General features: G+C 30.9%; 17 protein-coding genes. 13 read left to right on the top strand and 4 right to left on the bottom strand.

The features are described 5' to 3' along the window. Positions 1-244: 244 nt before the first annotated feature. The 9 genes from AXF11_RS01785 to AXF11_RS01745 all read left to right on the top strand — a co-directional run bounded on the left by AXF11_RS01785 (position 245) and on the right by AXF11_RS01745 (position 18,882). The gene (locus AXF11_RS01785) at positions 245-1,444 is read left to right on the top strand and encodes a homoserine dehydrogenase (RefSeq protein ID WP_068154383.1); all 1,200 of its coding nucleotides are present in this window, start codon (positions 245-247) and stop codon (positions 1,442-1,444) included. Positions 1,445-1,712: 268 nt separating this feature from the next. Continuing rightward, positions 1,713-2,294: a tetratricopeptide repeat protein gene (locus AXF11_RS01780; protein WP_068154381.1), complete on the top strand. Its 582-nt coding sequence runs from the start codon at positions 1,713-1,715 to the stop codon at positions 2,292-2,294. 15 nt (positions 2,295-2,309) lie between these two features. After that, the gene (locus tag AXF11_RS01775; protein ID WP_068154379.1) at positions 2,310-3,134 is read left to right on the top strand and encodes a tRNA lysidine(34) synthetase; all 825 of its coding nucleotides are present in this window, start codon (positions 2,310-2,312) and stop codon (positions 3,132-3,134) included. Positions 3,135-3,352: 218 nt separating this feature from the next. Further along, positions 3,353-3,703 carry a 50S ribosomal protein L19 gene (rplS, locus tag AXF11_RS01770; RefSeq protein WP_068154378.1) on the top strand — a complete coding sequence of 117 codons (351 nt, stop codon included), beginning with the start codon at positions 3,353-3,355 and terminating at the stop codon, positions 3,701-3,703. Between the two features lie 89 nt (positions 3,704-3,792). Next, positions 3,793-5,451, top strand: a complete 1,659-nt coding sequence (gene lepB / locus AXF11_RS01765; protein ID WP_068154376.1) for a signal peptidase I — start codon at positions 3,793-3,795, stop codon at positions 5,449-5,451. Position 5,452: 1 nt separating this feature from the next. Continuing rightward, complete coding sequence (locus tag AXF11_RS01760) at positions 5,453-5,974, top strand: GNAT family N-acetyltransferase (protein WP_068154374.1); 522 nt, start codon at positions 5,453-5,455, stop codon at positions 5,972-5,974. A gap of 32 nt (positions 5,975-6,006) precedes the next feature. Next, on the top strand, positions 6,007-9,414 hold the full coding sequence (locus AXF11_RS01755; RefSeq protein ID WP_068154373.1) for a DEAD/DEAH box helicase: 3,408 nt from the start codon (positions 6,007-6,009) through the stop codon (positions 9,412-9,414). Positions 9,415-9,462: 48 nt separating this feature from the next. After that, positions 9,463-12,111: a valine--tRNA ligase gene (locus tag AXF11_RS01750; protein ID WP_068154371.1), complete on the top strand. Its 2,649-nt coding sequence runs from the start codon at positions 9,463-9,465 to the stop codon at positions 12,109-12,111. A gap of 501 nt (positions 12,112-12,612) precedes the next feature. After that, positions 12,613-18,882, top strand: coding sequence for an autotransporter-associated N-terminal domain-containing protein (locus AXF11_RS01745; protein WP_068154368.1), 6,270 nt, complete (start codon positions 12,613-12,615; stop codon positions 18,880-18,882). 166 nt (positions 18,883-19,048) lie between these two features. Here the strand turns inward: AXF11_RS01745 and AXF11_RS01740 are convergent, their stop codons facing one another. Next, complete coding sequence (locus tag AXF11_RS01740) at positions 19,049-21,187, bottom strand: heavy metal translocating P-type ATPase (RefSeq protein WP_068154366.1); 2,139 nt, start codon at positions 21,185-21,187, stop codon at positions 19,049-19,051. Positions 21,188-21,626: 439 nt separating this feature from the next. Here AXF11_RS01740 and deoC point away from each other — a divergent pair, with 439 nt between their 5' ends. The 4 genes from deoC (at position 21,627) to hpf (ending at position 24,035) form a co-directional block, all read left to right on the top strand. Continuing rightward, positions 21,627-22,298, top strand: coding sequence for a deoxyribose-phosphate aldolase (deoC, locus tag AXF11_RS01735; RefSeq protein ID WP_068154364.1), 672 nt, complete (start codon positions 21,627-21,629; stop codon positions 22,296-22,298). 20 nt (positions 22,299-22,318) lie between these two features. Next, positions 22,319-23,044: an endonuclease/exonuclease/phosphatase family protein gene (locus AXF11_RS01730; RefSeq protein WP_068154361.1), complete on the top strand. Its 726-nt coding sequence runs from the start codon at positions 22,319-22,321 to the stop codon at positions 23,042-23,044. A gap of 81 nt (positions 23,045-23,125) precedes the next feature. Then, entirely contained in the window at positions 23,126-23,611 is a 486-nt protein-coding gene (locus AXF11_RS01725) for a GNAT family N-acetyltransferase (protein ID WP_068154359.1), read from the top strand. A gap of 103 nt (positions 23,612-23,714) precedes the next feature. Continuing rightward, positions 23,715-24,035 (top strand): ribosome hibernation-promoting factor, HPF/YfiA family, encoded by a 321-nt coding sequence (gene hpf, locus AXF11_RS01720; RefSeq protein ID WP_068154355.1) that lies wholly within the window; start codon positions 23,715-23,717, stop codon positions 24,033-24,035. 116 nt (positions 24,036-24,151) lie between these two features. On the opposite strand, the gene AXF11_RS10995 is transcribed toward hpf, so the two are convergent. From AXF11_RS10995 to AXF11_RS01710, 3 genes are all read right to left on the bottom strand, one after another. After that, a complete protein-coding gene (locus AXF11_RS10995) occupies positions 24,152-24,367 on the bottom strand; it encodes a transposase (RefSeq protein ID WP_197416856.1) in 216 nt (71 codons plus the stop codon). A 33-nt stretch (positions 24,368-24,400) separates the two neighbouring features. Next, positions 24,401-24,622 (bottom strand): transposase, encoded by a 222-nt coding sequence (locus AXF11_RS10695; RefSeq protein ID WP_257720981.1) that lies wholly within the window; start codon positions 24,620-24,622, stop codon positions 24,401-24,403. A 280-nt stretch (positions 24,623-24,902) separates the two neighbouring features. Further along, entirely contained in the window at positions 24,903-26,543 is a 1,641-nt protein-coding gene (locus AXF11_RS01710; protein ID WP_068154351.1) for a malolactic enzyme, read from the bottom strand. Between the last annotated feature and the right edge of the window lie 39 nt (positions 26,544-26,582).

Raw genomic sequence — 26,582 nt, 5'->3', positions numbered from 1 at the left:
CAAGATACAGGGATATGGCGATGATACCCTATTTAAAAAAGAAATAGAAAGATTTTCTTAAAAAGAAAATATAAAAAATATTTATTTCTATAATTTATATAAAGAAATTATATTTTGATTAGAATTTTTTAAATTTTAAAATTGATTGACTTTTTTTCTTAAAATTTATATAATAAACATATTATAAATACACTAATTAATGAAAGGAGAAAGTTTCTTTAAAGAATAGAAACTTTGTGAAAATATGAAAATAGGAATTATTGGACTGGGAACAGTTGGAGAAGGAGTGTTAAAAGTACTTGTAAATGAAAAAGAAAGTATTTTTGAAAAATCAAGAGCTGAAGTTGAAGTGAAATATGCGTGTGATTTGAATATTAATCGTAAATTTTCTTTCGATTTTGATAAAAGTATTTTGATAGATGACTATAAAAAAATACTTTCAGATCCTGAAATTAAAATAGTTGTGGAATTAATCGGAGGAGAAACACTTGCTAAAACAATTATAACAGAAGCATTTAGAGCTAAAAAAAGCGTAGTTACTGCAAATAAAGCTCTAATTGCAAAACACGGAGTGGAATTATTTCAAATTGCTAAAGAAAACGGAGTATCATTTTTATTCGAAGCGGCAGTAGGTGGAGGAATACCGATTGTAACACCACTTATGGAAAGCCTTGTAGCGAATACAGTTACGGAAATTCGTGGAATAATGAATGGAACATCAAATTATATTTTGACAAAAATGAAAAATGAAAATTTATCATTTGATGAAGCATTAAAAATTGCAACTGAAAAAGGATATGCTGAAGCTGATCCAACTTATGACGTAGATGGAATTGATGCTGGACATAAAATAAATATTTTGGCGTCGCTTGCATATGGTGGTTCAATTAAATTTAAAGATATGCAGCTTAAAGGAATAAGAGATATTAGTACAATAGATATTTTTGCTGCGGGTCAGCTGGATTCAACAATTAAATTAATTGCGTCATCAAAATTGCTGTCAGAAACTTCTGCTCAAATTTCGGTGGAGCCGACAGTTGTTTCAAACGCTAGAATTTTGTCAAAAGTGGATGATGTTTACAATGCAATAGAAACAATTGGTTCATATACAGATAAGACATTATTTTATGGAAAAGGTGCTGGAATGGATCCAACTGCTTCAGCAGTAGTTGCAGATATTGTAAAAATTGTAACAAGAAATCATATAGAATCAGATTATTTCTTTAATTCCACAAAAGTTTTTGAAATTGTAGATTCAAATACGATAAAAAGTTCTTATTATATAAGGGTATCTGACGATTTCAATGTGGAAAAATCCCCTTTTGAAGTGGAAAATAAAATAGAAAATTACTATATTATTTTGGCAGATAATATTTCCAAAAATGAAATAGATGAAATTATAAAAGATGCTAAAGAAAAACTGGTATTAAAAATATTGAAATAAGATATTTAAAAAGATTAAAATAAGAAAGCGTACTAAAAAATCCTAAATTTTAGTACGTTTCTTTTATTAAAAAATCTATTATTTTTTGGAAAAAAATATTGTTTACTTAAATTATTATTTATGATAAAATAAACTAAATAATATAAAAAATTTATAAAAGAAAGGAGAAGGGCTACTTTCAAAATAGCTATTTTTAGTATAGAACTAAGATTATAAAAATAGATAGAATATAAATTAATAGAAATTTTTTTCAGTAGCAGAGAGAAAAATGTTAGAAACTTTAATTTTTAGAGAAATAAGATATAGCGATAACAACGAAGAGTTGTTAAAAGAGAGCATAGAAAAACTAAAAGATAATCCGAATGATGTCAAAACATTGCAAACATTGGCTTCAACATATCACGCCTTAAAAGAGAATGACAAGGCTATCGAAATTTATGAGAAATTGATAAAATTACAGTCAGAAAATCATGAAATTTGGGCATTTTTGGGATATTTGCACTATGAGAATGAAGATTTTAGCAAAGCTTGCAAAAATTTGGAAAAAGCACTGGATTTATGCCCAACGGAGCCTTTTGTTTTATTTCTGTTAGGAAATATTTATTCCAGAAAAGGGAAGATAACAAAAGCTGTGGAATGTTATGAAATGGCCATTTTCTTTGATTTTGATATGTATATAGCGCACATTGATTTTGCAAGAAAATATGAACATATGGGTAGACATAAAAAAGCACTTGATGAATATAAGGCGGCATATGACATCGACTCAAGGGACGAAGGATTAGCTGAAAAAATAAAATATCTGGAAAATAAATATAAAAAATATTTGAGTGATGAAAAAATTAGTTAAAAAAGGAAATAAGGAATGATAAATTTACATTGCGATGCGGTTATACCCGATGGACCTATGAAAAATGTTGTCGAAATTGAAAAAAGCATAACTACGGCGTATAAAAAAACTATCTGGTCAAAATTCTTAAAAGCTGTAAATGATTTTGATATGGTTAAAGATGGCGATAAAATTGCGATTGGAGTTTCAGGAGGGAAGGACAGTTTACTCTTAGCAAAATTATTTCATGAATTGAAAAAAGACAGAAGAAGAAATTTTGAGTTTAAAGCTGTTAGTTTAAATCCAGGATTTAGGGAAGATGATTTAAATAATTTTAAAAATAATTTAAAAAAATTAAATATTGATTGTGAAATTATAACTACAAACATTTGGAAAGTGGCAAATGAAAAAGCTAAGGATTATCCGTGCTTTCTATGTGCTAAAATGCGTCGTGGGATACTTTATACAAAAGTTGAAGAAATGGGATTTAACAAACTTACATTGGGACATCATTTTGATGATGTCATTGAAACAACGTTAATAAATATGTTTTATGGAGGAACATTAAAGACGATGACTCCGAAGGTTTTATCAACTTCAGGAAAATTGGAACTTATAAGACCGTTAATCTATGTTAAGGAAAGTGATATCATTGATTACACAAGAACAAATGGAATTAGAGCAATGAATTGTGGATGTACAATTGAAGCGGGTAAAACTTCTAGCAAGAGAAAAGAAATTAAGAATATGCTAGCAATTTTGGAAGAAAAAAATCCAGGGATAAAGCAAAGTATCTTTAATTCAATGAAAAATATCAATTTAGATTATGTTTTTGGATATAATTCAAAAAACAATGGTTAATTTTTTTTAATACAGAAAAAATGAAAATAAATTATTAAAGTTAAAAAAAATTATATTTTTTTTGTTATTTAAATTGAAAAATAAAAATAAATATGGTATACTATTTGAGTTATAAAAAATGAATATTCCTCTTTTATTGTTGCTACCAGTTTTTATTTTATATTTTGAAAAATTGGTATAGATAAAAAGAATGTTTAAAAAAGAAGGGAGTGAATTTCTTGAAAGAGAAATTAATTGAATTAGTAGAAAAAGATTATTTGAAAGCTGATGTACCTCAGTTTAAATCTGGAGATACAGTTGCTGTTCACTACAAAGTAAAAGAAGGAAACAAAGAAAGAATACAGGTTTTTGAAGGTGTAGTAATCAGAGTAAGTGGAGGAAGCGTTGCTAAAAACTTCACAGTTAGAAAAGTGTCTTCTGGAATCGGTGTAGAAAGAATCATTCCTTTAAATTCACCATTAATCGAAAAAATTGAAGTTAAGAGAATTGGTAAAGTAAGAAGATCTAAATTGTATTATTTAAGAAATTTATCAGGAAAAGCTGCTAGAATTAAAGAAATTAGAAAATAGCAAGCCAGCTAGCATATTTTTGCTAGCTTTTTCTTTTTAGGTTAGAACTGTAATAAAAATAAAAAAATGAGAGAGAAAGGGGAAAATTAGTGAATATAGTATTATGGGTAGCATTTTATGTAATTGCTACATTGTGTCTGTTGTATTTCTTTTTTAGAGAAAAGAAAGTGATGAGTTTTTTGAGAGAAAAAGAAGATGGAATACTTAAAAATATTGATGTAGAAGAAAATAATCAGCTTTTTTTAGGAAATTTTTTGACTATTATAGGTTTAGTCATAACTGTGCTGTTTTTTTCAATTGTTGATAGAACACCTGACGATGTCATTAAAATAAAAATTGTAGGGATTTACGGAATTTTTTTATTAAATTTAGTTTTTTATGTTTTGAGAGAGCAGCACGAATGGATTTTTTTGGGAAATGTGGTAATGCTTTTTTTAGGAAAAGCGATGTTTAATATTTTAGATACGAAGTATTATGTTTATCTTGCAATAAATGTTGTGTTATCGCTATTGCTTGTATATTTTTTGAGAAAGCCGGCAAAAGAAAAAGTAACAGAGCAGTCGATTTTAAAAGAAATTGCACAGAATAATAAGAAGCTTGATAAGATGTTGACTGAAGCAAAAATTAAAAATGAATCAACACAGGAAATTTTCAAAAAAATATTTAATGACAAAAATATTACGACTGAAGAAGTAGTGGCACGGGAAAAAAGAAAAAAAAGTAGCCTTGGAAAAGCTTTTACAAGAATTAATAACACTGTTCTTGCGATAGTTCTGGTATTTTTGATTCAAACTTTTTATCTTGGAAACTTTGTCATCCCGACAGGTTCGATGGAGCCAACGATCGCAGTAAAAGACAGAGTTTTTGCAAATATGATAAAATATAGATTTGAGCCGCCTAAAGTTGGACAAATTATAGCTTTTAGAGAGCCTGTAAATAACAAATTGATGTTTACTAAAAGAATAGTTGGAGCACCTGGAAATACGCTTCAAATTTCAAAAGGACAACAGGATTTAAAGTCATTTATGTTGGCAAATGTGGATAACCAACCATTTTATCCTGACATAAATCAATTTCCGGATAAAAAATCATTTAAAGATGCTGAGAAAAAATATTATGCGGATACAAAGGCGTTTAACAGCTTAAAAGTGAAAAGTGTCGGAGGAGAAATGCTCATAAATGGTGAAAAATCACAAGTTTTGGCGAAACTTAAACCTGAGAAAAATTATCTTCCAGAAGGACTTATGGGAAACAACAAAATTTATATTCCAAAAAAAGGTGATAAAGTTAAATTGGATAAAATTATAGCAATCCCAAAATCGAAAAATATGACAATTTATAACGAGAGAATTTTTGACATTGACTGGGAAAAATTTAATTTTGGAGAAAATTATAAAACTATGACTGGAAAAGAATTTTTACAAACCGTTAATACAACCAAAAATTTTAAAGATATAATTGGAAATGATGACGTAAACAATGCCGAAAATTATTATACTTTTTTATTAAAAGTTGAAGGTAGACCTGAAATGGTAATGCCTATTATGGACTTTAAATATGATGACGAGTTATTTACAAAACTTTTAAATGGTGAAACTATAACGCTTGACGAAGATTACTATATGGCTATGGGGGATAATACGGCAAACAGCATGGACACAAGATATTTTGGTTTAGTTGCAAAAAAACGTATAAGAGGTGAATTGCTTCTTAGATGGTGGCCATTAAACAGAATAGGACTAATGTAAAATGAAAATTTTGGAAAAATTGGTGGAAATTCACAACGAAAATTTTTTTAAGAAAGTTAAAGTTGAATATTTTTCTGAGATGATATTTAATAAGCAGTATGCTATATACTGCTTATTTGATTTTATAGATGACAAAGAAAAAAAAATATGTGAAATTTTTGAAACTGAAAAATTGTTTTTGGAAAAAAAGATAAAAAAAATTTTGGGATACATTGTATTTTATGGTACAATAGAGAACACGGATATATTTGAAATTGCTATTTTAAAAACTTTTCAAGGTAAGGGTCTGGGAAAAATTCTTTTGGAAAGTTCTATAAAAGATTTGTTTTTTTATAAAATAGAAAATGGTGTTTCTAGCGAGATAAATTTTTTTGGAAAAAACATTTTTTTAGAAGTGAATGAAAAAAACTCTCGTGCAATAAGATTGTATGAAAAAACAGGGTTTGAAAAAATATCTGTGCGAAAAAACTATTATGGGGAAAATGAAGATGCGTCAATAATGGTACTGAAAATTAAAAAATAATAATTTTAATTTGAGAGAAGTAAGGGAGAAAAATGAGAAAAAATAATATTTTAATGAAGCTAAAAGAAAAATTTACACCGACAATTTATTTAATTGGACTAGAGTACTATAAGAAAAAAATTGGAGGAATTACGGCACTTTATGCAGACGGAAATCTTGTTACGTTAGATGGGGAATTTCAGGAAAATAAACTTTATCATACATCTCTTACGCTAAATCAGAAAACGGCCGAGCTTGAAGAAGCGACTTGCGACTGTATGTTTTTTCAGAATAACAAGCAGCACGGAGCTTGTAAACATATTGTGGTGTTGTGCTTGATGGCGGACAAATCTGAAAAAATTAATAACATTGTCGGAACGGACGATTTTGAGGTATTGTTTGAAGATGATTTTGAGGAAGAAAATAAGAAAACAGAAGTTGAAAAAAATAAAAAGAAAAAAATTGAAGAATTTGAAGAAAACAAAAGAAAAATAAAATTTCAAAAAAATGATAAAAAAATTTTGAAAAAAAATAAAAAAGCAGAGATTTTTGTTGCAACTGAAGAAAGTGAAAAAATCTCCAAAAATGAAAAAGAAAATTTGGAATTTTTAGAAGATAAAAACTTTAATAATGCAGAAAATTTAGAAAATACCAAAAATATAAGTGAAAAAATAAATGAAATTTATAATTTTCACATTCAAAAAGAAAAAATCTTAAACAAAGATAAAAAAGAGCTAAGACTGGAAGTGGAAATTGATGAAGGGAATTACAGCGACTATAAATACGGCTATGACTACAATCAGGAAAACAATATTCCAGATTATATTCTAAGAATAAAAACGGGATTTCAAAAAACTTATTATGTTAAAGATATTATAAAATTTTGCAAAGCAGTAGTTTTGGAAGAAAGTTTTGAAATAACTTCTAAAGTTAAGTATGAACCTGAAAAATGCTATTTTAACGAAATAAATAAAAATATTATTTTAGCAATTTATGAATATAGTATCGAGATTCAAAGCGTGATTGAAAATGGAATAAAGGACAAAAAAGGACTAAAGATGTATGACATGCTTTTAGATAAGCTTCTTTTTGCGATGGAAAAAGGAAAAGATTTTCTGATTTTGGGGGATACAAAACAAATTATGCCCAATTATGAACCAATATTTATTTTTGAAAACGGTAAAATTAAAATGCGGGAAATTGAGAAAATTAATGAGACAAGTCCTTTTTATCATTTTGAAAACGATACCACTAAAATATTTAAAATGTCGGAGGGTGAAGATAAATTTTTAAAAAAGTTTGATTATATTGATTCAGAATTAATTAATCTATTGCCAAAGAAGGAAAGTAAAAAACTACAAAAAATATTTGAACTTGAAAATATAAGTATTGCTGAATATATCGAAGAAGATGGGAAAATTGACATTTTCGTACTGGAAACTGAAGAAGATGAAATTGTGAGAGTCAATATTTCAAATACAGTTTGTGCAATAAAGAAAGGAGACAAATATTTTATACCTAGAAGAAATGTCAAACTTTTTGAAAAATTGGAAAAGCTTATCGGAAATTTTACAATTTCAGATCCAAATTTTACCAAGGATACGTATATTTTAAATTATGAAGGATTGAGTAAAATTTCTGAAATAATTGATAAAAAATATTCGGATAAAGTGAAAATTCATTTGGAAAATAAAATAAAAAATGCGAGAAATATCAATGTTGGAATTGAGATAAAAAAAGCAAGTAATAATTTTTTGGACGTAAATTTTGAAATAGAGGGAATTAAGCCGCAAGATGTGGAAATTGTTACAGAAGCGATTAAAAAAGAGAAAAAATTTATAATGCTATCAAGCGGAGAACTTGTTAAAATCGCAAATAAAAGTATGGAAGAGCTGCTTGGAATTGTTGATTCAATTGGAAATATAAAAGTTGGAAAAAATAGGATTTCCAAAGTAAAAGCGCTGCAATTGGCACAAATTTCTAAGAATATTAGAGAAGATTTGGAAAAATTAGACGAGTTTAAGGAGCTTTTTCATAAAATAAAGAATCGAAAGGAAGTTGAGCCGAAAAATATAAAAGTGAGCTTGTTTCCGTATCAGAAATTGGGATTTAACTGGTTAAAAAATATGTACGATATTGGATTTGGAGGAATATTGGCGGATGACATGGGGCTTGGAAAAACGCTTCAGACAATTTCTTTGTTAAATGAAGCTTATCAGGAAAACAAAAATTTTTTGGGACTTATCATCGTACCAAGTTCGCTGCTTTACAACTGGAAGGAAGAAATTGTTAAGTTTACTGGAATTACTCCAATTCTTGTGGAAGGTGTGGCAAGCAGAAGAAAAAAAATTATCGCAAGTCAGAAAAGTGGATTTTTGATAACAACGTATCAGGCGCTTAGAAACGACATAGAAGAATATAAAAATAGAATTTTTGACGTCGTTGTACTAGATGAAGCGCAAAATATCAAAACCACTACTTCACAGATTAAAAAAGCTGTTATGAAAATTAACAGCAAAGTAAATTTTGCACTTACAGGAACTCCTGTGGAGAATAATATTCTGGAATTATGGTCAATCTTTGACTTTGTCATTCCAGGGTATTTGGATACTCTTGCTAAATTTAAAAGAACTTACAAAGAAGCGATTGCAGATCCAAATTCTTCAAAAATAAATAATTTGAGAGAAATAATATCTCCATTTCTGTTGCGAAGAACAAAAAAAGAAGTGCTTACTGAACTTCCAGAAAAAATGGAATCAAATGTGTATGTAACTCTTAGCAGTGAACAAAAACAGCTTTATTTGTCATATGTAAAACAGGCAAAAAAAGAAATGAAGAAATTTGATAGAAATGAAAATAATCGAATAAAAATTCTTGCAATTTTGACAAAACTTCGTCAAATTTGTAATTCTCCAGCTTTATTTAAGGAAGATTACAGTGGAGAAGTGGCTAAAATTGAAGTTTTAAAAGATTTGATGCCAGATATTACTGAAAATGGACATAGACTTTTGATTTTTTCTCAGTTCGTGGGAACGCTAAAAGAAATTGAAAAAGAACTTATAAATATGGGAATTGAGTATTTTTACATCGATGGAAATGTAAAGTCCAAAGAGAGAGTGGAAATTTGTAACAGATTTAATGTTGGGGAAAAGCAAGTTGTGCTAATTTCACTAAAAGCTGGAGGAACAGGGCTTAACCTTGTTGGAGCGGATGTTGTAATTCACTACGACCCTTGGTGGAATATTGCGGTGGAAAACCAGGCGAGTGACAGGGCCTATAGAATTGGGCAGAAAAAAAGTGTGCAGGTTATAAAACTTGTAACAGAGGGGACGATTGAAGAAAAAATTATAAAAATTCAGGAGAAAAAAAGGCAGTTAAGTGAAAATCTTTTGGAAAATAAAGATGGTGAAAAAGCGCTATTTGAGATGAGTGATAAAGAACTTATGGAATTATTAGGATAAATGTAGTATAATAAAAAAATGAAAAATAGAAAAAAATAGGAGGACAAGATGTCAGAAGAACTAAATAAAACATATTCACCAAACGAAATTGAAGATAAATGGTATAAAATATGGGAAGAAAATGGATATTTTAACGCTCAGCACAATGCTGAAAAACCAGGATATTCAATCGCTATCCCACCGCCAAATGTGACTGGAATTTTGCATATGGGACATATGTTAAACAATTCCATTCAAGATGCGATTATTAGATTTAAAAGAATGAGCGGATTTGATACGCTTTGGATTCCAGGGATGGATCACGCTGGGATTGCTACTCAAAATAAAGTTGAGAGAATGTTAAAAGAAGAAGGAACTTCTAAAGAAGAAATCGGATATGATGAGTTTTTAAGAAGAACTTGGGAATGGAAAGAAAAACACGGTGGACTTATAACTAAGCAACTTCGTAAATTGGGAGTTTCTCTGGATTGGTCAAGAGAAAGATTTACGATGGACGAAGGACTTTCAGATGCTGTAAAAGAAGTATTTATAAAACTTTACAACGACGGGCTTATTTATCGTGGAGAATATATTGTAAACTGGTGTCCTTTTGATAAAACTGCACTTGCGGACGATGAAGTTGACCACACTGACGAAAAAGGAAAAATTTGGGAAATTAAATATAAAATAAAAGATAGTGATGACTATGTGATTATTGCGACAACTAGACCTGAAACAATGCTTGGAGATACGGGAGTTGCTGTCAATCCAAATGATGAAAGATATAAAGATTTGGTTGGGAAAAAGGTAATTTTGCCACTTATGAATAGAGAAATTCCTGTGGTTGCCGATGAGTATGTTGATATGGAATTTGGAACAGGAGTTGTAAAAATGACACCTTCTCACGATCCTAATGACTTTGAAGTGGCAAAAAGAACGGGACTTGAATTTATAAATATCTTTACCGAAGATGCGCATATCAATTCAAACGGAGGAAAATATAAAGGTCTTGACAGATATGAGGCAAGAGATGCTATTTTAGCTGATTTGGAAAAAGAAGGGCTTTTAGTTGGAGTAAAAGAGCATAATCACGCGGTTGGACATTGCTATAGATGTAATTCAGTAATTGAGCCGAGAGTTTCAACACAGTGGTTTGTGAAAATGAAGCCGCTTGCTAAAAGAGCGCTTGAAGTAGTAAAAAATGGACAGATTAAAATAACTCCGCAAAGATGGGAAAAAGTTTACTATAACTGGCTTGAAAATATAAGGGACTGGACAATTTCCCGTCAAATTTGGTGGGGACATAGAATTCCTGCTTATTATGCTCAAGATGGTACAGTTTTTGTGGCAAAAAGTTTGGAAGATGCCAAAAGACAGGCTAAAGAAAAATTTGGTGTTGAAACTGAATTGACAGAAGAAAAAGATGTGCTAGACACTTGGTTTTCATCGGCATTGTGGCCTTTTTCAACACTTGGATGGCCAAAGGAAACTGAAGATTTGAAAAAATTCTTTCCAACAGACGCACTTGTGACAGGAGCGGATATCTTATTTTTTTGGGTTGCAAGAATGGTTATGATGAGTCTTTACATAAAAGATGAAATTCCATTTAGCTATGTATATTTGCACGGAATTATAAGAGATGAACTTGGTAGAAAAATGTCAAAATCTCTTGGAAATTCACCAGATCCGTTGGATTTAATTGCAAAATATGGAGCGGATGCGATAAGATTTAGCTTTTTGTACAACACTTCGCAAGGACAGGACATCCATTTCTCAGAAAAATTAATTGAAATGGGATCGACTTTTGCAAATAAAGTTTGGAATGCGTCAAGATTTGTGTTGTCAAATTTGAAAGATTTTGATTTAAGTGCAAAAATTGATAGTTCGGAATTTAAGTTAGAAGATAGATGGATTTTGTCAAAATTACAAAATACGGCTAGACAAGTTAATGAAAGTTTTGAAAATTATGAGCTTGACACTGCGGCAAAACTTGCTTACGAATTTTTCAGAGGAAATTTCTGTGACTGGTATGTTGAAATTGCAAAAACTCGTGTTTATGGACAGGAAGGAAGAGATAAGAGAGTTGCACAGTATGTATTAAAAACTGTTCTTGACAAAGGTTTAAAAATGCTTCATCCATTTATGCCGTTTATTACAGAAGAAATTTGGCAAAAATTGGATTTAGACGAAGAAACAATAATGCTGTCGGATTTTCCAAAAGAGGATAAAAAATTTGTTGATTTGGAAGCAGAAAAAGAATTTGATTATTTGAGAGAAATCATTAATGCAATTAGAAATATCAGAGGGGAAGCGAATGTTTCACCTGCTAAAAAAATAGAAGTGATTTTCAAAACTGTAAATGACACAGAAAAAAATATTTTACAGCACAATGCCAAAATATTGGATAAATTGGCAAATGTCGAAAAATATGAGTTTAATACAGAAATTCCTAAATTAGTAGGCTTTAAATTAGTTGAAACTACTGAAATTTATGTACCACTTAATGATTTAATTGACAAGGAAAAAGAAATTGATAAACTTACAAAAAATATAGAAAAAACAGAAAAAGAATTAAATAAAGTTTTAGGAAAATTATCAAATGAAAAATTCTTGTCCAAAGCGCCAAAAGAAGTTATTGACAAAGAAAAAGGGATAAAAGAAGAGTTGGAAAATAAAATTGCCAAATTTAAGGAATCAATTAATTTGTATAAAAATTAATTGGATAATTTGTCCTTTAATTGAAGAATTTTGAATAAAAAAGTATATTATTTTTGAAGAAATTATCTAAATTTTTAGGTAGTTTCTTTTTTTATTTTATTAAAGTTGTGTTTTAAAATAAATTTTAGTGAATAAAAAAATTAAAATAAATAAGTACAATTAATTAATTTTTATAAAATTAATAATTAAATTTTTTATATTGTATAACATGTGTTTTATTCAAAAATGTAATAATTATAGTATTTAAAAAATATAAAATCAAAATATTTTTTTAATTTTTAATAAGAAATAAAAAAGTTTTTTGAAAGAAAAATAAAAAAGTACTTTACTTTTTTTTAAAAATTGTATATAATTGTTTGAAGTTTGTAAAATGATATAAAATAAAGTGAAAATCCTTTGTTTTGTATAACATATTTCAAAAAAATTAATTTATAATAAAAAAAAACAAGTAAAAAAAATGTTATTTTGCACTTAGTTTTTGTTTTTTGGAAAGAAGGAAAAATGGGAAATAATTTGAAACAACTAAAAAAGGATTTGAAAACATTTGCTAAAAGAGTCAAAGACTTTAAATATACAGATTCAGCATTAATTACATTCCTTTTGACTGGAATGACGACGCTAGGGATTTCAAGACCAGCACTTTCTGCCGAAGATGAGATAATTACTCAGACTAGACAGATAGATAATTCAATAAAAGATATAAGATCTCAGTTTAAAAGAGCTAGGGCTGAAAATAATAAATTACTTAAAAATACAAATTTAGAGTTAATTCAGTTAATGGAACAAGGAGATCATGTTGTAAAATCGCCTTGGAGCAGCTGGCAATATGGAATTAATTATTTTAATAATAATTGGAATGGAACTTACAAAGGAAGAGGAGATAAAAAAGAAAAATATCCTTATGAAGGGGTATTTGAAAGAAGTTCGAATATTTATGAAAGAGCAATATCTCCAGACAGTAGTAACTATGGACTATTAGACAAAAATAGAAAAGCAAATTTCGCTTCAGGTTCAGCAAAAGGATATGGTATAGCCAGTGTAAAATCGGTAAAAGAGCCAATTATACCTTTTGAAGTACGTGCAGGAATACGTCCAAGAAATGTAAATAAATCGCCAATTGTAATAGCAGCAAAAAGTGTGATTACACCAACATTACCAGAAACAATTAGCTTTACACCACCAAAACCAGTTATTGGGTTGCCAGAATTGCCAAAATTACCAGCACCACCTACTTTTAATATACAGCTAGGTTCTTACTGTAATTATATGGCAGATTGTGGAAGCGGTGTAGATGGTGGAGCTTATAATTATGATTTTGATCTTAATGCTTTTTCGGTTTTAGCTAATGCTCCTGGTACTAAAGGAAGACTTAGAGATGGTTATCCATCATTAAGACATTCTTGGACTAATACAGGAAGTGTTTTATTAAAATCATACTTTGATACAGAAACAAATTACAATTTAACAACTAATTTAACAGTTAATTCAGAAAATCCGCTTAATGAAACTCAAAAACAATCTGAAAGAAATGCGGGAAGAGGATATAATGCACAAAATTTTTTAGTTGGTGGTTCTCGGGCAGCTACAATGGATAATGCACCCGCAAATACAGATATTAAACTTGATAACAAGGCAACAGTTAATTTGGTTGGACCTTTGACAGTGGGATTTGAAGTTCAAACTGATACATATTATGGGCCAAATGGAAGTAAAAGAGAAATGGTTAATACAGGAACAATAACAGATGCTTCTGAAACAACGCTTGCAACTATTGGTGGATTAGCCAAAGGAGCTTCTGCACCGTTAACTCTTGCACCATTACTAGGTGGAACAACTGTTGATATAACTAGAACTCCTGCTGGGTATACAGGATATAAAATTGGTATGATATTAACCTATGAGAATGACGATAGAAGAGTTAATAGTAAATATGTATTAACAAATAATGGAACAATTGATTTTGGTGGTGAAAAATCAATAGGAATTCAAGTTTATGCTCCCAGTTCACCTTCGCTTGTAGAAGTTGCAAATACAAATAAGATGAATATAGGTGGTACAGCGAGCTATGGTATGAAATGGTCTTCACGTGTAGCACCTAATAGTACGATGGAAAATACTGGAATGCTTAATGTAAGTGGGGATGCAGGAGTTGATTCCAAGAATAATCCAGTAAATTCGTTGTCATCAGGAATTGCAGTTATAGAAGATTCTGGTTACAGTAATGCTAGTGCAATAAGAGCATATCAAGGAAGAGTAAAAAATAATGGAATAATAAATGTTTCTGGTGGTAAAGGTAATACCGGTATGGTTTTGATTGCGAATGCCGCTGATGATATAACAAATGATGCGGGTGGAACAATTAATGTCAGCAGTACTGAAAAAAGACAAAATATAGCTATGAGAGTAGGTAAAGGGATAGTATCAACAGATGCACCTGGGACACCTAAAGCAATAAATAACGGAACAATCACTTTAGATGGCGATTCATCAATAGGAATGGTTGGAATAAATGCGGATGTTGTAAATAATGCAGGTAAAACAATAAGCGGTAATGCGATTATCAATGGAATTGGAATGGCAACCAGTGGTGGACAGCTTAATAACTCAGGAAAAATTGAGTTGAAGGGAACAGGAACAGCAACTAACGTTGGTGTATATATGATTAAAGGAACTGGTAACCCATCGGGAACACTTGCTGCAACAAGTGATATTAGTGTAAAAGGTGATAATTCAACAGGTGTGTTGATTACAAATGGTACATTAAATTATGGTGGAACTACTACAGCTGAAGGAAATGGGGTTACAGGATTAATTATTGGAGATAATTCAACTAATACTGCTGATGTAACAACTACATCTACAGGAACTGTAAAAGTAAATGATGGTGCAGGTGGCTCTGCTGGAGTGTATGAATATTTAGATGGATCAGGAAATAAAGTTAAAAAAGGTTCCTACGGTATCGTTGCCGGTAAAAATTCAAAACTTATAAGCAGCGGTACAAATAGTATAAATGTGGACGCTAATGTGAAAGGAGCAGAATCAATTGGGGTATATTCAGGTGAAAATGCCACACTGGAAGTTGGAGACCACACTGTAAAAGCATATGAAGGAGCAGTAAACTATGATGCTGATAAAGGTAAGATTACATTAAAAGGAACAGGAACAGCAACTACAGGGCAAAAATCATTACTATTCTATCTTGGTGAAGATGGTTCAGGAAAAGTTGCGATAGATGGAAAGATGAATGCGACTATTGAGGGTGGAACTACTCCTAATACCAGAGGAAATGCCTTTTATTATGTAGGAAATGGTGGTAACTTTGGAAAAACTCAAATTGAAGGATGGGCAAAAAATAATTTTGGAGATGGAACAAATACAACTTTGGGAAATCTAACTTTAAATATGAATAAAGGCTCAAGACTGTTTATTGCACAAAATGTTGGAATGGACTTGTCTGATACAACAGGAGATGCTGTCTCAAAAGCTACAGGAGCACATATAAATGGAACTGACTATAAGACATTTATGTTGTACTTAAGTAAACTTACAATTAATCAGGATGTAAACTTGGATGATGCCAACGACGCATACAATCAGCTTGAAATTTCAAATTCGTCAATAACGAATGCAAATACTAAGACTATTACAGGAACACAGGCTAATCAGGTTGCAATGGCTCAGGAAAATAACAGGGGTCTGTATGCAAGAAATAAGGTTGTCTTGTCAAATGAAGGAACAATTAATTTAAGTGGTGCAGGATCTACTGGAATGTATGCTAAGTTTGGAGAACTATATAACAAAGCAACAGGGGTTATGACAATAGGTGATAAGTCAACAGCTATCTATGGAACTGAGGATTCATTGATTGAAAATGCAGGTAAGATTACAATAGGTTCTAATTCAACAGGATTGTATTCAGAAGGTTCTACAACACAGGCAATAAACAATCCAGGATCAATAGAATCAGCAGGAAATGATTCGGTTGCAATTTCTTACAAACCAGATGCGGCACTTTCTCCAGGGGTAATATTGGAAAATACAGGAAAAATCACTATGACAGGTGATAGAAATACGGCAATATATGCAACTGGAACACCAGGATATACAGCCAAGAATAGTGGAACAATAACATTGGGGGATTCAGCTTCAATTACTAGTCCTAACGTTGGACTTTACACCGACCATAATACTGTAACACTTGAAAATACTGGAACAATAGATTCTGGAAATAATACAATTGGAATTTATGGATATAATGCAGAAAATTCAGGTAACTTGAAGATAGGAAATGCAGCAATTGGAATATATTCTCAAAGTGGAAATGTAAATTTGACAGGTGGAACAATAACAACAGGAACAGATGAGGCAGTTGGAGTTTATACAGTAGGAAGCGGACAGACTGTTACAAATAGTGGAACTGCATTTAACATTGGAAACAATTCATTTGGATTTGTAAATGTTGGGACAGGAAATACAATAAATTCTAAAATTTCAAATGTAGGACTAGGAGACAAGAATGTATATGTGTATTCGAGTGATACATCAGGAACAGTAACAAACTCTACAAATATAACTTCTACAGGAGGACAAAATTACGGTATTTATTCAGCTGGAACAGTAACAAATAATGGAAACATTGATTTTTCAAGTGGTTCAGGAAATGTGGCAGTTTACAGTATTAAAGGTGGAACTGCAACAAACAATGGAACAATCACAGTAGGAGAATCAGATATTTCAGCTGTTGACAGTAGCGGTAATCCGGCTCCTCTGTACTCAATAGGTATGGGTGCAGGATATGAAACAACTGATACAGGTGATATAATAAACAAAGGAACAATTAATGTAAACGGGAAACATAGTATCGGTATGTATGCAAGTGGTGCAGGAAGTACAGCAACAAATGACGGAAATATCGTGTTGAACGCAAGTAACACAACAGGTATCTATGCTGATAATGGAGCAACTGCAATAAACAATAACTCAATTACAACAGGTTCCGGAACTTACACAAATACAGTTGGAGTATATCTTGGAAAAAATTCAAAATTGATAAATAATAAAGGTGCGACTATCGACATAAATGCGAAAAACGGTGTGGGAGTTTACTTAAAAGGTGGAACAGTGGCGAACTACGGAACTATAAAAGTAAATGGAAGCACAAAAGATGAAGATACAATTTATGAATATACAGTGCCTGCAACAGGAAAAGGAGTAGGAGGAGTAAAAATTGATGCACCTGCGGGAGCCTCAACTGCCACAATTACTGTGAATGGCGTACCTCAAACACCAGTAGTTGTAAATACAATGGCAAAAAATCCAATATCCGTATCAGCTTCTAGCATTGGATTATATGTAAATACTTCAGGAGTTAACTATACAAAATCAATAGACGGATTGCAAAATTTGACAAGTGAAGCAGATTTAATTATTGGATCTGAAGCTGCAGAATCAACAACTAGCAAATACATTTTAGTAAATGATCCTAACATAATAAATCCATATAGAAGAGCAATGTTAAACAATCCAAATATCAAGTGGAATGTATATTCAGGCTCAATAGGATGGATAGCGACTCCAACATTGGATTCAAACGGAGTAATAACAAGTCTATATATGGCTAAAATTCCATACACAGCATGGGCAGGAAAAGAAACAACACCAGTAGACAGTACAGATACATATAATTTCTTGGATGGACTGGAACAAAGATATGGAGTGGAAGCTTTAGGTACAAGAGAAAATCAATTATTCCAAAAATTAAATGGAATAGGAAATAACGAAGAAGTGTTGTTATATCAAGCTTTTGATGAAATGATGGGACACCAGTATGGAAACCTACAGCAAAGAATAAATGCGACAGGAAACTTGTTAGACAAGGAATTCAAATATTTGAAACACGACTGGAGAAATCCATCTAAACAGAACAACAAGATTAAAGTATTTGGTCAAAGGGACGAATACAATACTGACACAGCAGGAGTTATTGACTATACAAGCAATGCCTATGGAGTAGCTTACGTTCACGAAGACGAAACAGTTAAGATGGGTAACTCTCAGGGATGGTATGCAGGAGCAGTAACAAACAGATTTAAATTTAAAGATATAGGACATTCAAGAGAAAACCAGACACAGCTTAAAGCAGGAATCTTTAAGACAATGTCTCCGGCAACAGACCATAACGGATCACTACAATGGACAATTGGAGGAGATGTGTTCTTTGGAATTAACAATATGAAACGTAGATATCTAGTTGTAGACGATATATTCCAGGCGAAATCAGACTATAATTCATATGGAGCAGCGCTTAAGACAGATTTGGGATATGATATAAGATTGAGTGAAAGAACACACTTGCGACCATATGGAGCGTTGAAGATGGAATATGGAAGATTTAACAAGATAAAGGAAGATTCTGGAGAAATGAGACTGGAAGTAAAAGGAAACGACTACTTCTCAGTAAAACCGGAAGCAGGACTAGAGTTTAGATATATCCAACCAATGGCAGTGAGAACAAACTTAACAGTAGGACTTACAGCGGCATATGAAAATGAACTAGGAAAGATGGCAAGTAAGAACAACGAAGGAAGAGTAAGATACACAGATGCAGACTGGTTTGGAATAAGAGGGGACAAGGAAGATAGAAAAGGAAACGGTAAGTTTGACTTGAATATCGGAGTGGACAACACAAGATTTGGAGTAACAGTAAATGCAGGATACGACACTAAAGGTAAGAATGTAAGAAGTGGTGTAGGATTTAGATTGATTTACTAATTTTTGTTGATGAATTGACGTTATTAATAATGAACTTGGTAAACGATAAAATTCCCTTATTTTGTTTAAGTGGATTATGAAGTATTATTTCTATTGGGTGTTTAGTGACAAAATAAAAAATAGTGAGACTTTTGTAGTTTCACTATTTTTTATATAATACGGATATCTAATTTTCTTTATAAGTCAATGCTCTTGTTGCGTTTAATATTGCAATTAATGCAACTCCAACATCTCCAAAGACTGCTTCCCACATTGTGGCAAATCCTAATGCACCCATTATTAAAATAATGGCTTTTACACCGAGTGCAAAAATTATATTTTGCCAGACAATTTTTTTTGTTTTTTTGGCGATTTTTAAAGCGGTTACTATTTTGGAAGGTTCGTCGTTCATTATAATCATATCAGCGGCTTCTAATGCAGCGTCGCTTCCAACGCCACCCATTGCAACTCCAATGTCAGCTCTTGCGAGAACTGGTGCGTCGTTTATTCCATCTCCTACGAATAGCACTTTTCCTTTCATACTTTTGTTTTTTAAAATTTCTTCCATTTTTTCAACTTTTTCAAGCGGCAATAAATCAGTAAATACTTTTGAAATATTTAATTTATTAGCCACATTTTCTCCAATTTTTTTGTTGTCCCCTGTTAGCATTACAACATTTTTTATTCCCAAATTATTAAGTTCGTCAACTGTTTTTTTAGCGTCTTCTTTTATTTCGTCCGCAATTATTAAGTTTCCCAAATATTCTCCATCTTTTGCGACATAGACAACTGTTCCAACAGCCTCTTTTTCAGCAGCTTCTACATTTTCTTTTTTTAATAATTTAAGATTTCCTGCTAAAATTTCACTATTTTCATATTTTACTTTTACTCCGTGACCTGCAATTTCCTCAAACTCAAATTCTGAACTATTAGTTTTTTCAATTTTTTTGTTATTTTTTTCGTATTCTAAAACGATTGACTGCGCTATTGGATGATTTGAAAAACTTTCTGCAATAGCTGCATATTTTAGTAAGTCATCTTTTGTGTATTTAGAATTTTGTACATTTATTTCTGAGACTTTAAATTTACCTTTTGTAAGTGTTCCAGTCTTGTCAAAGACAACTGTTTCTAAATCATTTAACGCTTCCAGATAATTTGCCCCTTTTATTAAAATCCCATTTTTTGAAGCTCCACCGATTCCTCCAAAAAATCCTAGTGGAATTGAAACAACTAAAGCGCACGGACACGAAACTACTAAAAAGATAAGCGCTCTGTAAAGCCAATTTGAAAATTGTGCATCTTTTATAAAAATAGTTGGTAAAATTGCAATAAGCAATGCGATTATTACAACTGTAGGAGTATAAAATCTTGCAAATTTTGTGATAAAGTTTTCTGTTTTGGATTTTTTAGAACTTGCATTTTGCACCAAATCCAATATTTTTGAAACTGTGGAATTTTCAAACGACTTTGTAACTTCTATTTCCACAAGATTTGTAGTGTTTATAAATCCGCTTAAAATTTCATCTCCAATCTCCAATGTTCTGGGGATGGCTTCTCCAGTCAAAGCAGATGTGTCAAAAGTTGAGCTTCCATTTATAATTTTTCCATCCAGTGCAACTTTTTCGCCAGGTTTTATAACTATTATATCGCCTAATTTTACTTCTTTTGGCAAAACTTTTTTTATTTCACTCTCGATTTTTAAATTGGCGTAGTCAGGTCTAATATTCATAAGTGAAGTAATGGATTTTCTTGATTTTCCGACGGCTATATCTTGAAACATTTCTCCAATTTGGTAAAATAGCATAACTGACACAGCTTCAGGAAATTCTTTTATCGCAAAAGCTCCAAGTGTTGCAATTACCATCAAAAAGTTTTCGTCAAAAATCTGTCCTTTTTTTATATTTTTTATAGCTTTAAATAAAACATCGTATCCAACCGTAAAATAACTTACCAAAAATAAAATTAGTTTTGGGACAAACAAATTTTTTGGAACAAAGATTGCAGCTGCCAATAAAATTACACCTAAAATAAATCTGTTTCTTATATTTTTAAAATTTTCCTCCGATTCTTTGTTTTCTTCAACTTTTAAATTTGGCATAAGGACAGTAACACCGTCTTCAATTCTGTCAACTTCTTTTTGAACAAGTTTTGTAATATCTTCACTAGAAAATGTTTTATTAGAATTGATTACAATTTTTTTTCCCAAAATATCGACGGTCGCTTTTTTTATGTCGCTTAAAGCATTTAGATTGTTTTCAATTTTTGCCGCGCAGTTAGGACAATTGAGACCTTTTATACCCAAAGTGCATTCGTTATTTTTTTCCATTTTCTTCACCTCTTAATCAGTTAATATATGAACAACTATTCATACATTAATAATATAATATTTAAACTATTTTGTCAACAAAATTTATTAAATATTAGATTGATTTACTAAACATTTTATATTAATTTATTTTTGATAAATTAAATTTTAAAAGCACCGAATTGAAAAAATTTTTATAAAAAAAATTGGGAAAAAGAGAAAAAATAAGGTATAATATAATAATAAAACATATTTAAAAATGTAATAATACTTGTAACATTTTTTTATAAAATATAATTTAAAAAGTGCCTAAAAAATGTAAAATAGACAGTATTAAAAAAATTTTTAAAAACTGGAAATTAAAATTTTAGTGTTTTTAAAATTTAAATTTTAAATAAAATTTTTGGCATTTTACTAGTTTTTAGACATATTTTAAAATGATTTTGAGAGGGTGATAAAAATGGAGCTAAACAGATATGTGGATCATACGTTATTAAAAACAACAGCAACAAAAGAAGAAATAAAAAAATTATGTGATGAAGCAAAAGAGTATAAATTTTATTCAGTTTGTGTAAATGGAGCAAATACGGCATTTGCTTATGACAAAGTGAAAGGAACGAATGTGAAGGTTGCGACAGTTGTAGGGTTTCCGCTAGGTGCAATGTCTATGGAAAGTAAAATCTTTGAAGCAAAAAATGCGATAGAAAATGGAGCATCAGAAATTGATATGGTTATAAACGTTGGAGCGTTAAAATCAAAAGACTACGAATTTGTAGAAAAAGAAATAGCTGGGGTAAAAGAGGCTATTGGTAAAAATATTTTAAAAGTGATTATAGAAACTTGTTATTTGACAGATTCAGAAAAAGTGAAAGCTTGTGAATTAGCAGTTAGTGCAAAAGCTGATTTTGTAAAGACTTCAACAGGATTTGGAACAGGGGGAGCAACATTTGAAGATGTGAAATTGATGAAGGAGGCTGTTGGTAGCAAAGCAAAAGTCAAAGCAAGCGGTGGAATAAGAGATTTAAAAACTGCTAGAAAATACATTGAATTAGGAGCAGAAAGACTTGGAACAAGCTCAGGAATTAACATAATAAAAGAACTTAGCGTAGAAGGTGAAAAATATAAAAAATAAAAGAAGGATAGGAAGCAAAAATGGAATTTAGACTTATGACATATAATATCTTTGGTGCAAGATTAACTGATGGAAGAGAACTTGCAAGAAATATAAAAAAGTATAAACCTGATTTTATTGGACTACAGGAAGTGGATAGAAATACAAAAAGAAGTAAATTTCGAGATGTTACTCAAGAAATGGCACAGGAATTGGGATATAATTATTATTATTTTCAAAAAGTGATGGATTTTGACAAAGGAGAATATGGAATTGCCTTTATTTCAAAATATGATGTGAAAATTATATACATTCACGAACTACCTGGAAAAAGTAAAGAAAAAAGACAAGTTTTGGCAGCTAAATTAAGTACAACAAAATTTAAAAGAAAGATTTTGGTTGTAAATACTCATTTGGACAACAGACTAGATAATAAACACGAGGAATTGGAGGATTTATTTTCCGTGATCAGTAAATTTAGAGGAGATGTAAAATTTTTGTGCGGTGATTTTAATCTTTTGCCAACGACAGAACATTATGAAAAAATTAGAAAAATGTGGAATGACAGCTATTTTGAAGGAAGAGATTTATTTGGAAATAAAAATAATGTAAAAAGAGATATGGAAACAGCTAGAATTGATTATATAATGGCTCAAAAAGATGCAAAGTACAAAGTAAAAGAGAGTTTTTATATCAATGACAATTCGACAGATTGGACAAAATTATCAGATCATTTGCCTTATATGGCAGTTTTTGACGTGAAATAAAAATTTGTAGATTGTTTAAAAAGAAGAAGGTAGAAATAAAAAAAGTTTGCAAAACAGAATAAAAAAACATCAGGAGAAAAAATGAAAATTAGAAAAGCGACAATAAACGATTTGAAAGAACTGACAAAAATTGAGGCAAAGTGTTTTCCTTCTAAAGAAGCAGCAACAGAAGAAGAGTTTAAGGCAAGATTAAAAGTTTATCCAAATTATTTCTGGATTTTGGAAGATGATTTTGGGAAAATAATCTCATTTGTGAATGGAATGGTAGCGGATAACAAAAATTTGATAGATGAAATGTTTAAAAATCCTAATTTACATGATGAAAATGGGGACTGGCAAATGATTTTTGGAGTAAATACACTGCCTGAATACAGAAAAAATGGATATGCAGGTTTACTTTTAAAACGAGTTATAAAAGATGCAAAAAAACAGAAAAGAAAAGGAGTTGTACTTACTTGTAAAGAAAAATTGGTCAATTATTATGAAAAATTTGGATTTAGAAGTTACGGGATTTCAGAATCTTTGCATGGCGGCGCAGTTTGGTACGATATGAGAATAGATTTTTAGAAAAAATAAAAAAAGATAATTTAATTTTTTTTAAATTTTTCTATTGACTTATTATGTTTTTAAGGGTAAAATAATATTGACATAGATGAAAGGGAGTGATTTTATGAAAATCATTATTAGCGGAAAACAACTTAAAGTTACAGATGCAATCAGAAAATATGCGGAGGAAAAAATAAATAAAATTTCTAAATATTCAGACGCTATAACAGAAGTCGATGTTGTTCTGACTGTAGAAGATACAAAATCTGAAGGACCAGTTCACAAAGCTGACGGTTTAGTTTATGCAAGTGGTACAAAAATAAAAATTGAAGCTGAAGACAAAGACTTGTATGCAGCAATTGATGAATTATCTGATAGATTGGAAAGACAAGTCAGAAAATATAAAGAAAAACAAAAAGACTACAATAAAAAAGGAACGCATTAATTCAAGAAAAACTTTGAAATAAAAAATTTTTTATATATAAAAAGAGAGTGTCTAGAATTTTGTGTAAACTCAAAATATAATATATGGTACAGGATGGTAGTTTTATCATCCTGTTTTTAAATTCTTCCTTCAAAATAAATACTTAACTGAGAGTATATTTCTCCCCAGCCCGATATTCTTCCAGTCCATTTCCTTGTTGCTTCCTTTAAGCTTAGGTATACCGATTTCATTAATGCTTCATCTGTAGGATAAAGTGATTTTGTCTTCGTATACTTTCTTAATTGTTTGTTTAAGCTTTCTATTGGATTTGTCGTATATATCAGCTTTCTTATCTTTGTATCATATTTTTAGGGATAATCTGAGGCTCAAACAGCATTTCTATCTCTAGGAATATCTAAGTCAAGATTGCCGTACTCACTTCTGACAGTTTTCTTGGAATGCCTATTTCTAGCATTAGAAGTAATCTTATCTTTCATAGAATGTTTAGCATACCCCAGTTCATTCTCAATTTCAGCTTCAAGCATAGTTTGAATAGTACCCGAAAGCAAATCCTTAAGCATATCCTTAATATCATTAGTATCTTTAATATTGTAATCCTCAATCAGTGTTTAAAAAATTTCGTTGTCAATTTTCTTTTTAGCCATAACAAAAACCTCCAAATATTATACAGTTATTTTACCATATATTATCTAGAGGTTTACACAAAAATTTTTACACACCCTAACTTCCGTTTTTTGTTAAATAAATCTTTAATTAAACATCTTTTCTAATATGCTTTTTGGCAATCGCTATAACCTTGTGACTCCAGCAATTCCTTAATTTCTTTTTTTAAATTAAATCCGGCGTGATCTCCAGCCATTGCTATTTTCATAAAATCATCTCCTTGTATTCAGGAATCCATTTTGCATTTTTTATTGCTTCTTTTAAATCGCTTATGGGTTCTGTATTTAATTTTTGATCTAGTACGCTTTGTCCAACTGACAGTGCCACAGTTTCAGAAAATTCTGTCAGTTTTGATACTGGAGGAAGTACAGCAGCTCCAGGTTTTGCTGTGTCGATGATTCCACCTAGTGAATGTGCGGCTGCTGAGATTATTTTGTCGTTTACAATTTTTGATTTTGTTGCGATAATTCCAAGTCCTAACCCAGGATAGATTAAAGCATTGTTTGCTTGTCCAATTTCATAGGTGATTCCGTTAAGCTCTATTGGATCTGATGGTATTCCTGTTGCAACGAGAGCTTTTCCGTCTGTCCATTCGATAAGATCTTTTGCACTGGCTTCTGCTAGCCTTGTTGGGTTGCTAAGTGGAAAAATTATTGGTCTTGCAGTGTGTTTTGCCATTTCCTGAACGATTTCCTTTGTGAAAGTCTTTGGCACTGTGGAAGTTCCGACAAGTATAGTTGGTTTTACAGCTTTTACAGCAGCTTCCAAAGTAGTTAATTCATTTGCATTTGTAAATTCGCTTCGTTTTCTTGCAAAAGGAGTTTGTTCTGGAGTTAGTCCTTCTGTGTCTTCAAATAATAAGCCTTGTCTGTCAACTAGATAAAACCGCTTTTTTGCTTCTTCTTCAGAAAGACCCTGTGTAACCATTTCATTAAAAATACGTCTAGCAATTCCAGCTCCAGCAGTTCCTGCACCAAAACACATATAAACTTGCTCAGTAAGCTTTTCGCCTGAAATTTTTAATGCGCCTAAGATTCCAGCTAAAGTGATAATTCCAGTTCCCTGTATATCGTCGTTAAAAGTTGCGATTTCATTTTCATATTTATTTAAAATATTTGCCGCATTTAATCTTCCAAAGTCTTCCCAGTGAAGATATAAATTTGGGAAAAGTTTTTCAGCTGTTTTTACAAATTTGTCTATAAAGTTATAATATTCATCTCCTCGAACTCTCTCAAATCTATTTCCTAGATACAAGTCGTTTTCTAGCAATTCTTTTCTATTTGTTCCAGCATCAATTACAACTGGCAGGACAGTAGCGGGATCAATTCCAGCGGCGGCAGTGTAAACCATCAGTTTTCCAACCGAAATGTCAACCCCGTTAGTTCCCCAGTCACCAATTCCAAGAATTCCTTCTGCATCAGTAACTACAATTAAACGGATTTTTCTGTTGTCAGCAGCATTTTTTAAAATAGTTTCTATGTTTTCTGGCTCTTTTACTGACAAATAAGCCGCATTTTGAGGATTTACAAATAATTCACTGTAATTTTCTATGCTTTCTGCAATTACAGGATCATAAACAATTGGCATAAATTCAACTACGTGTTTGCTAAATAAATAATAAAATAATGTTCTGTTTGTATTAAAAATTTCCATTAAGAAATGTCTTTTTTCAATTAACTTGTCTTTTTTCAGAAATTGCCCATAAGTCTGTTTTGCCTGTTCATCTATAGTTTGAATATACGGCGGTAAAAGTCCTAATAATCCGTATTTTTCACGCTCTTCTTTGGTAAAAGCTGTTCCTTTGTTGAGAAATGGATTGTTCAAAATCTCATAGCCTGATTTCATAGTTAATCACCTCTAAATAATATTTTAAATTTATTTTTT

Source organism: Leptotrichia sp. oral taxon 847 (assembly GCF_001553645.1).
GTDB lineage: Bacteria > Fusobacteriota > Fusobacteriia > Fusobacteriales > Leptotrichiaceae > Leptotrichia.
Note: the sequence above shows the minus strand (reverse complement) of the source record. Positions and strands in the feature narration are given on the sequence as shown.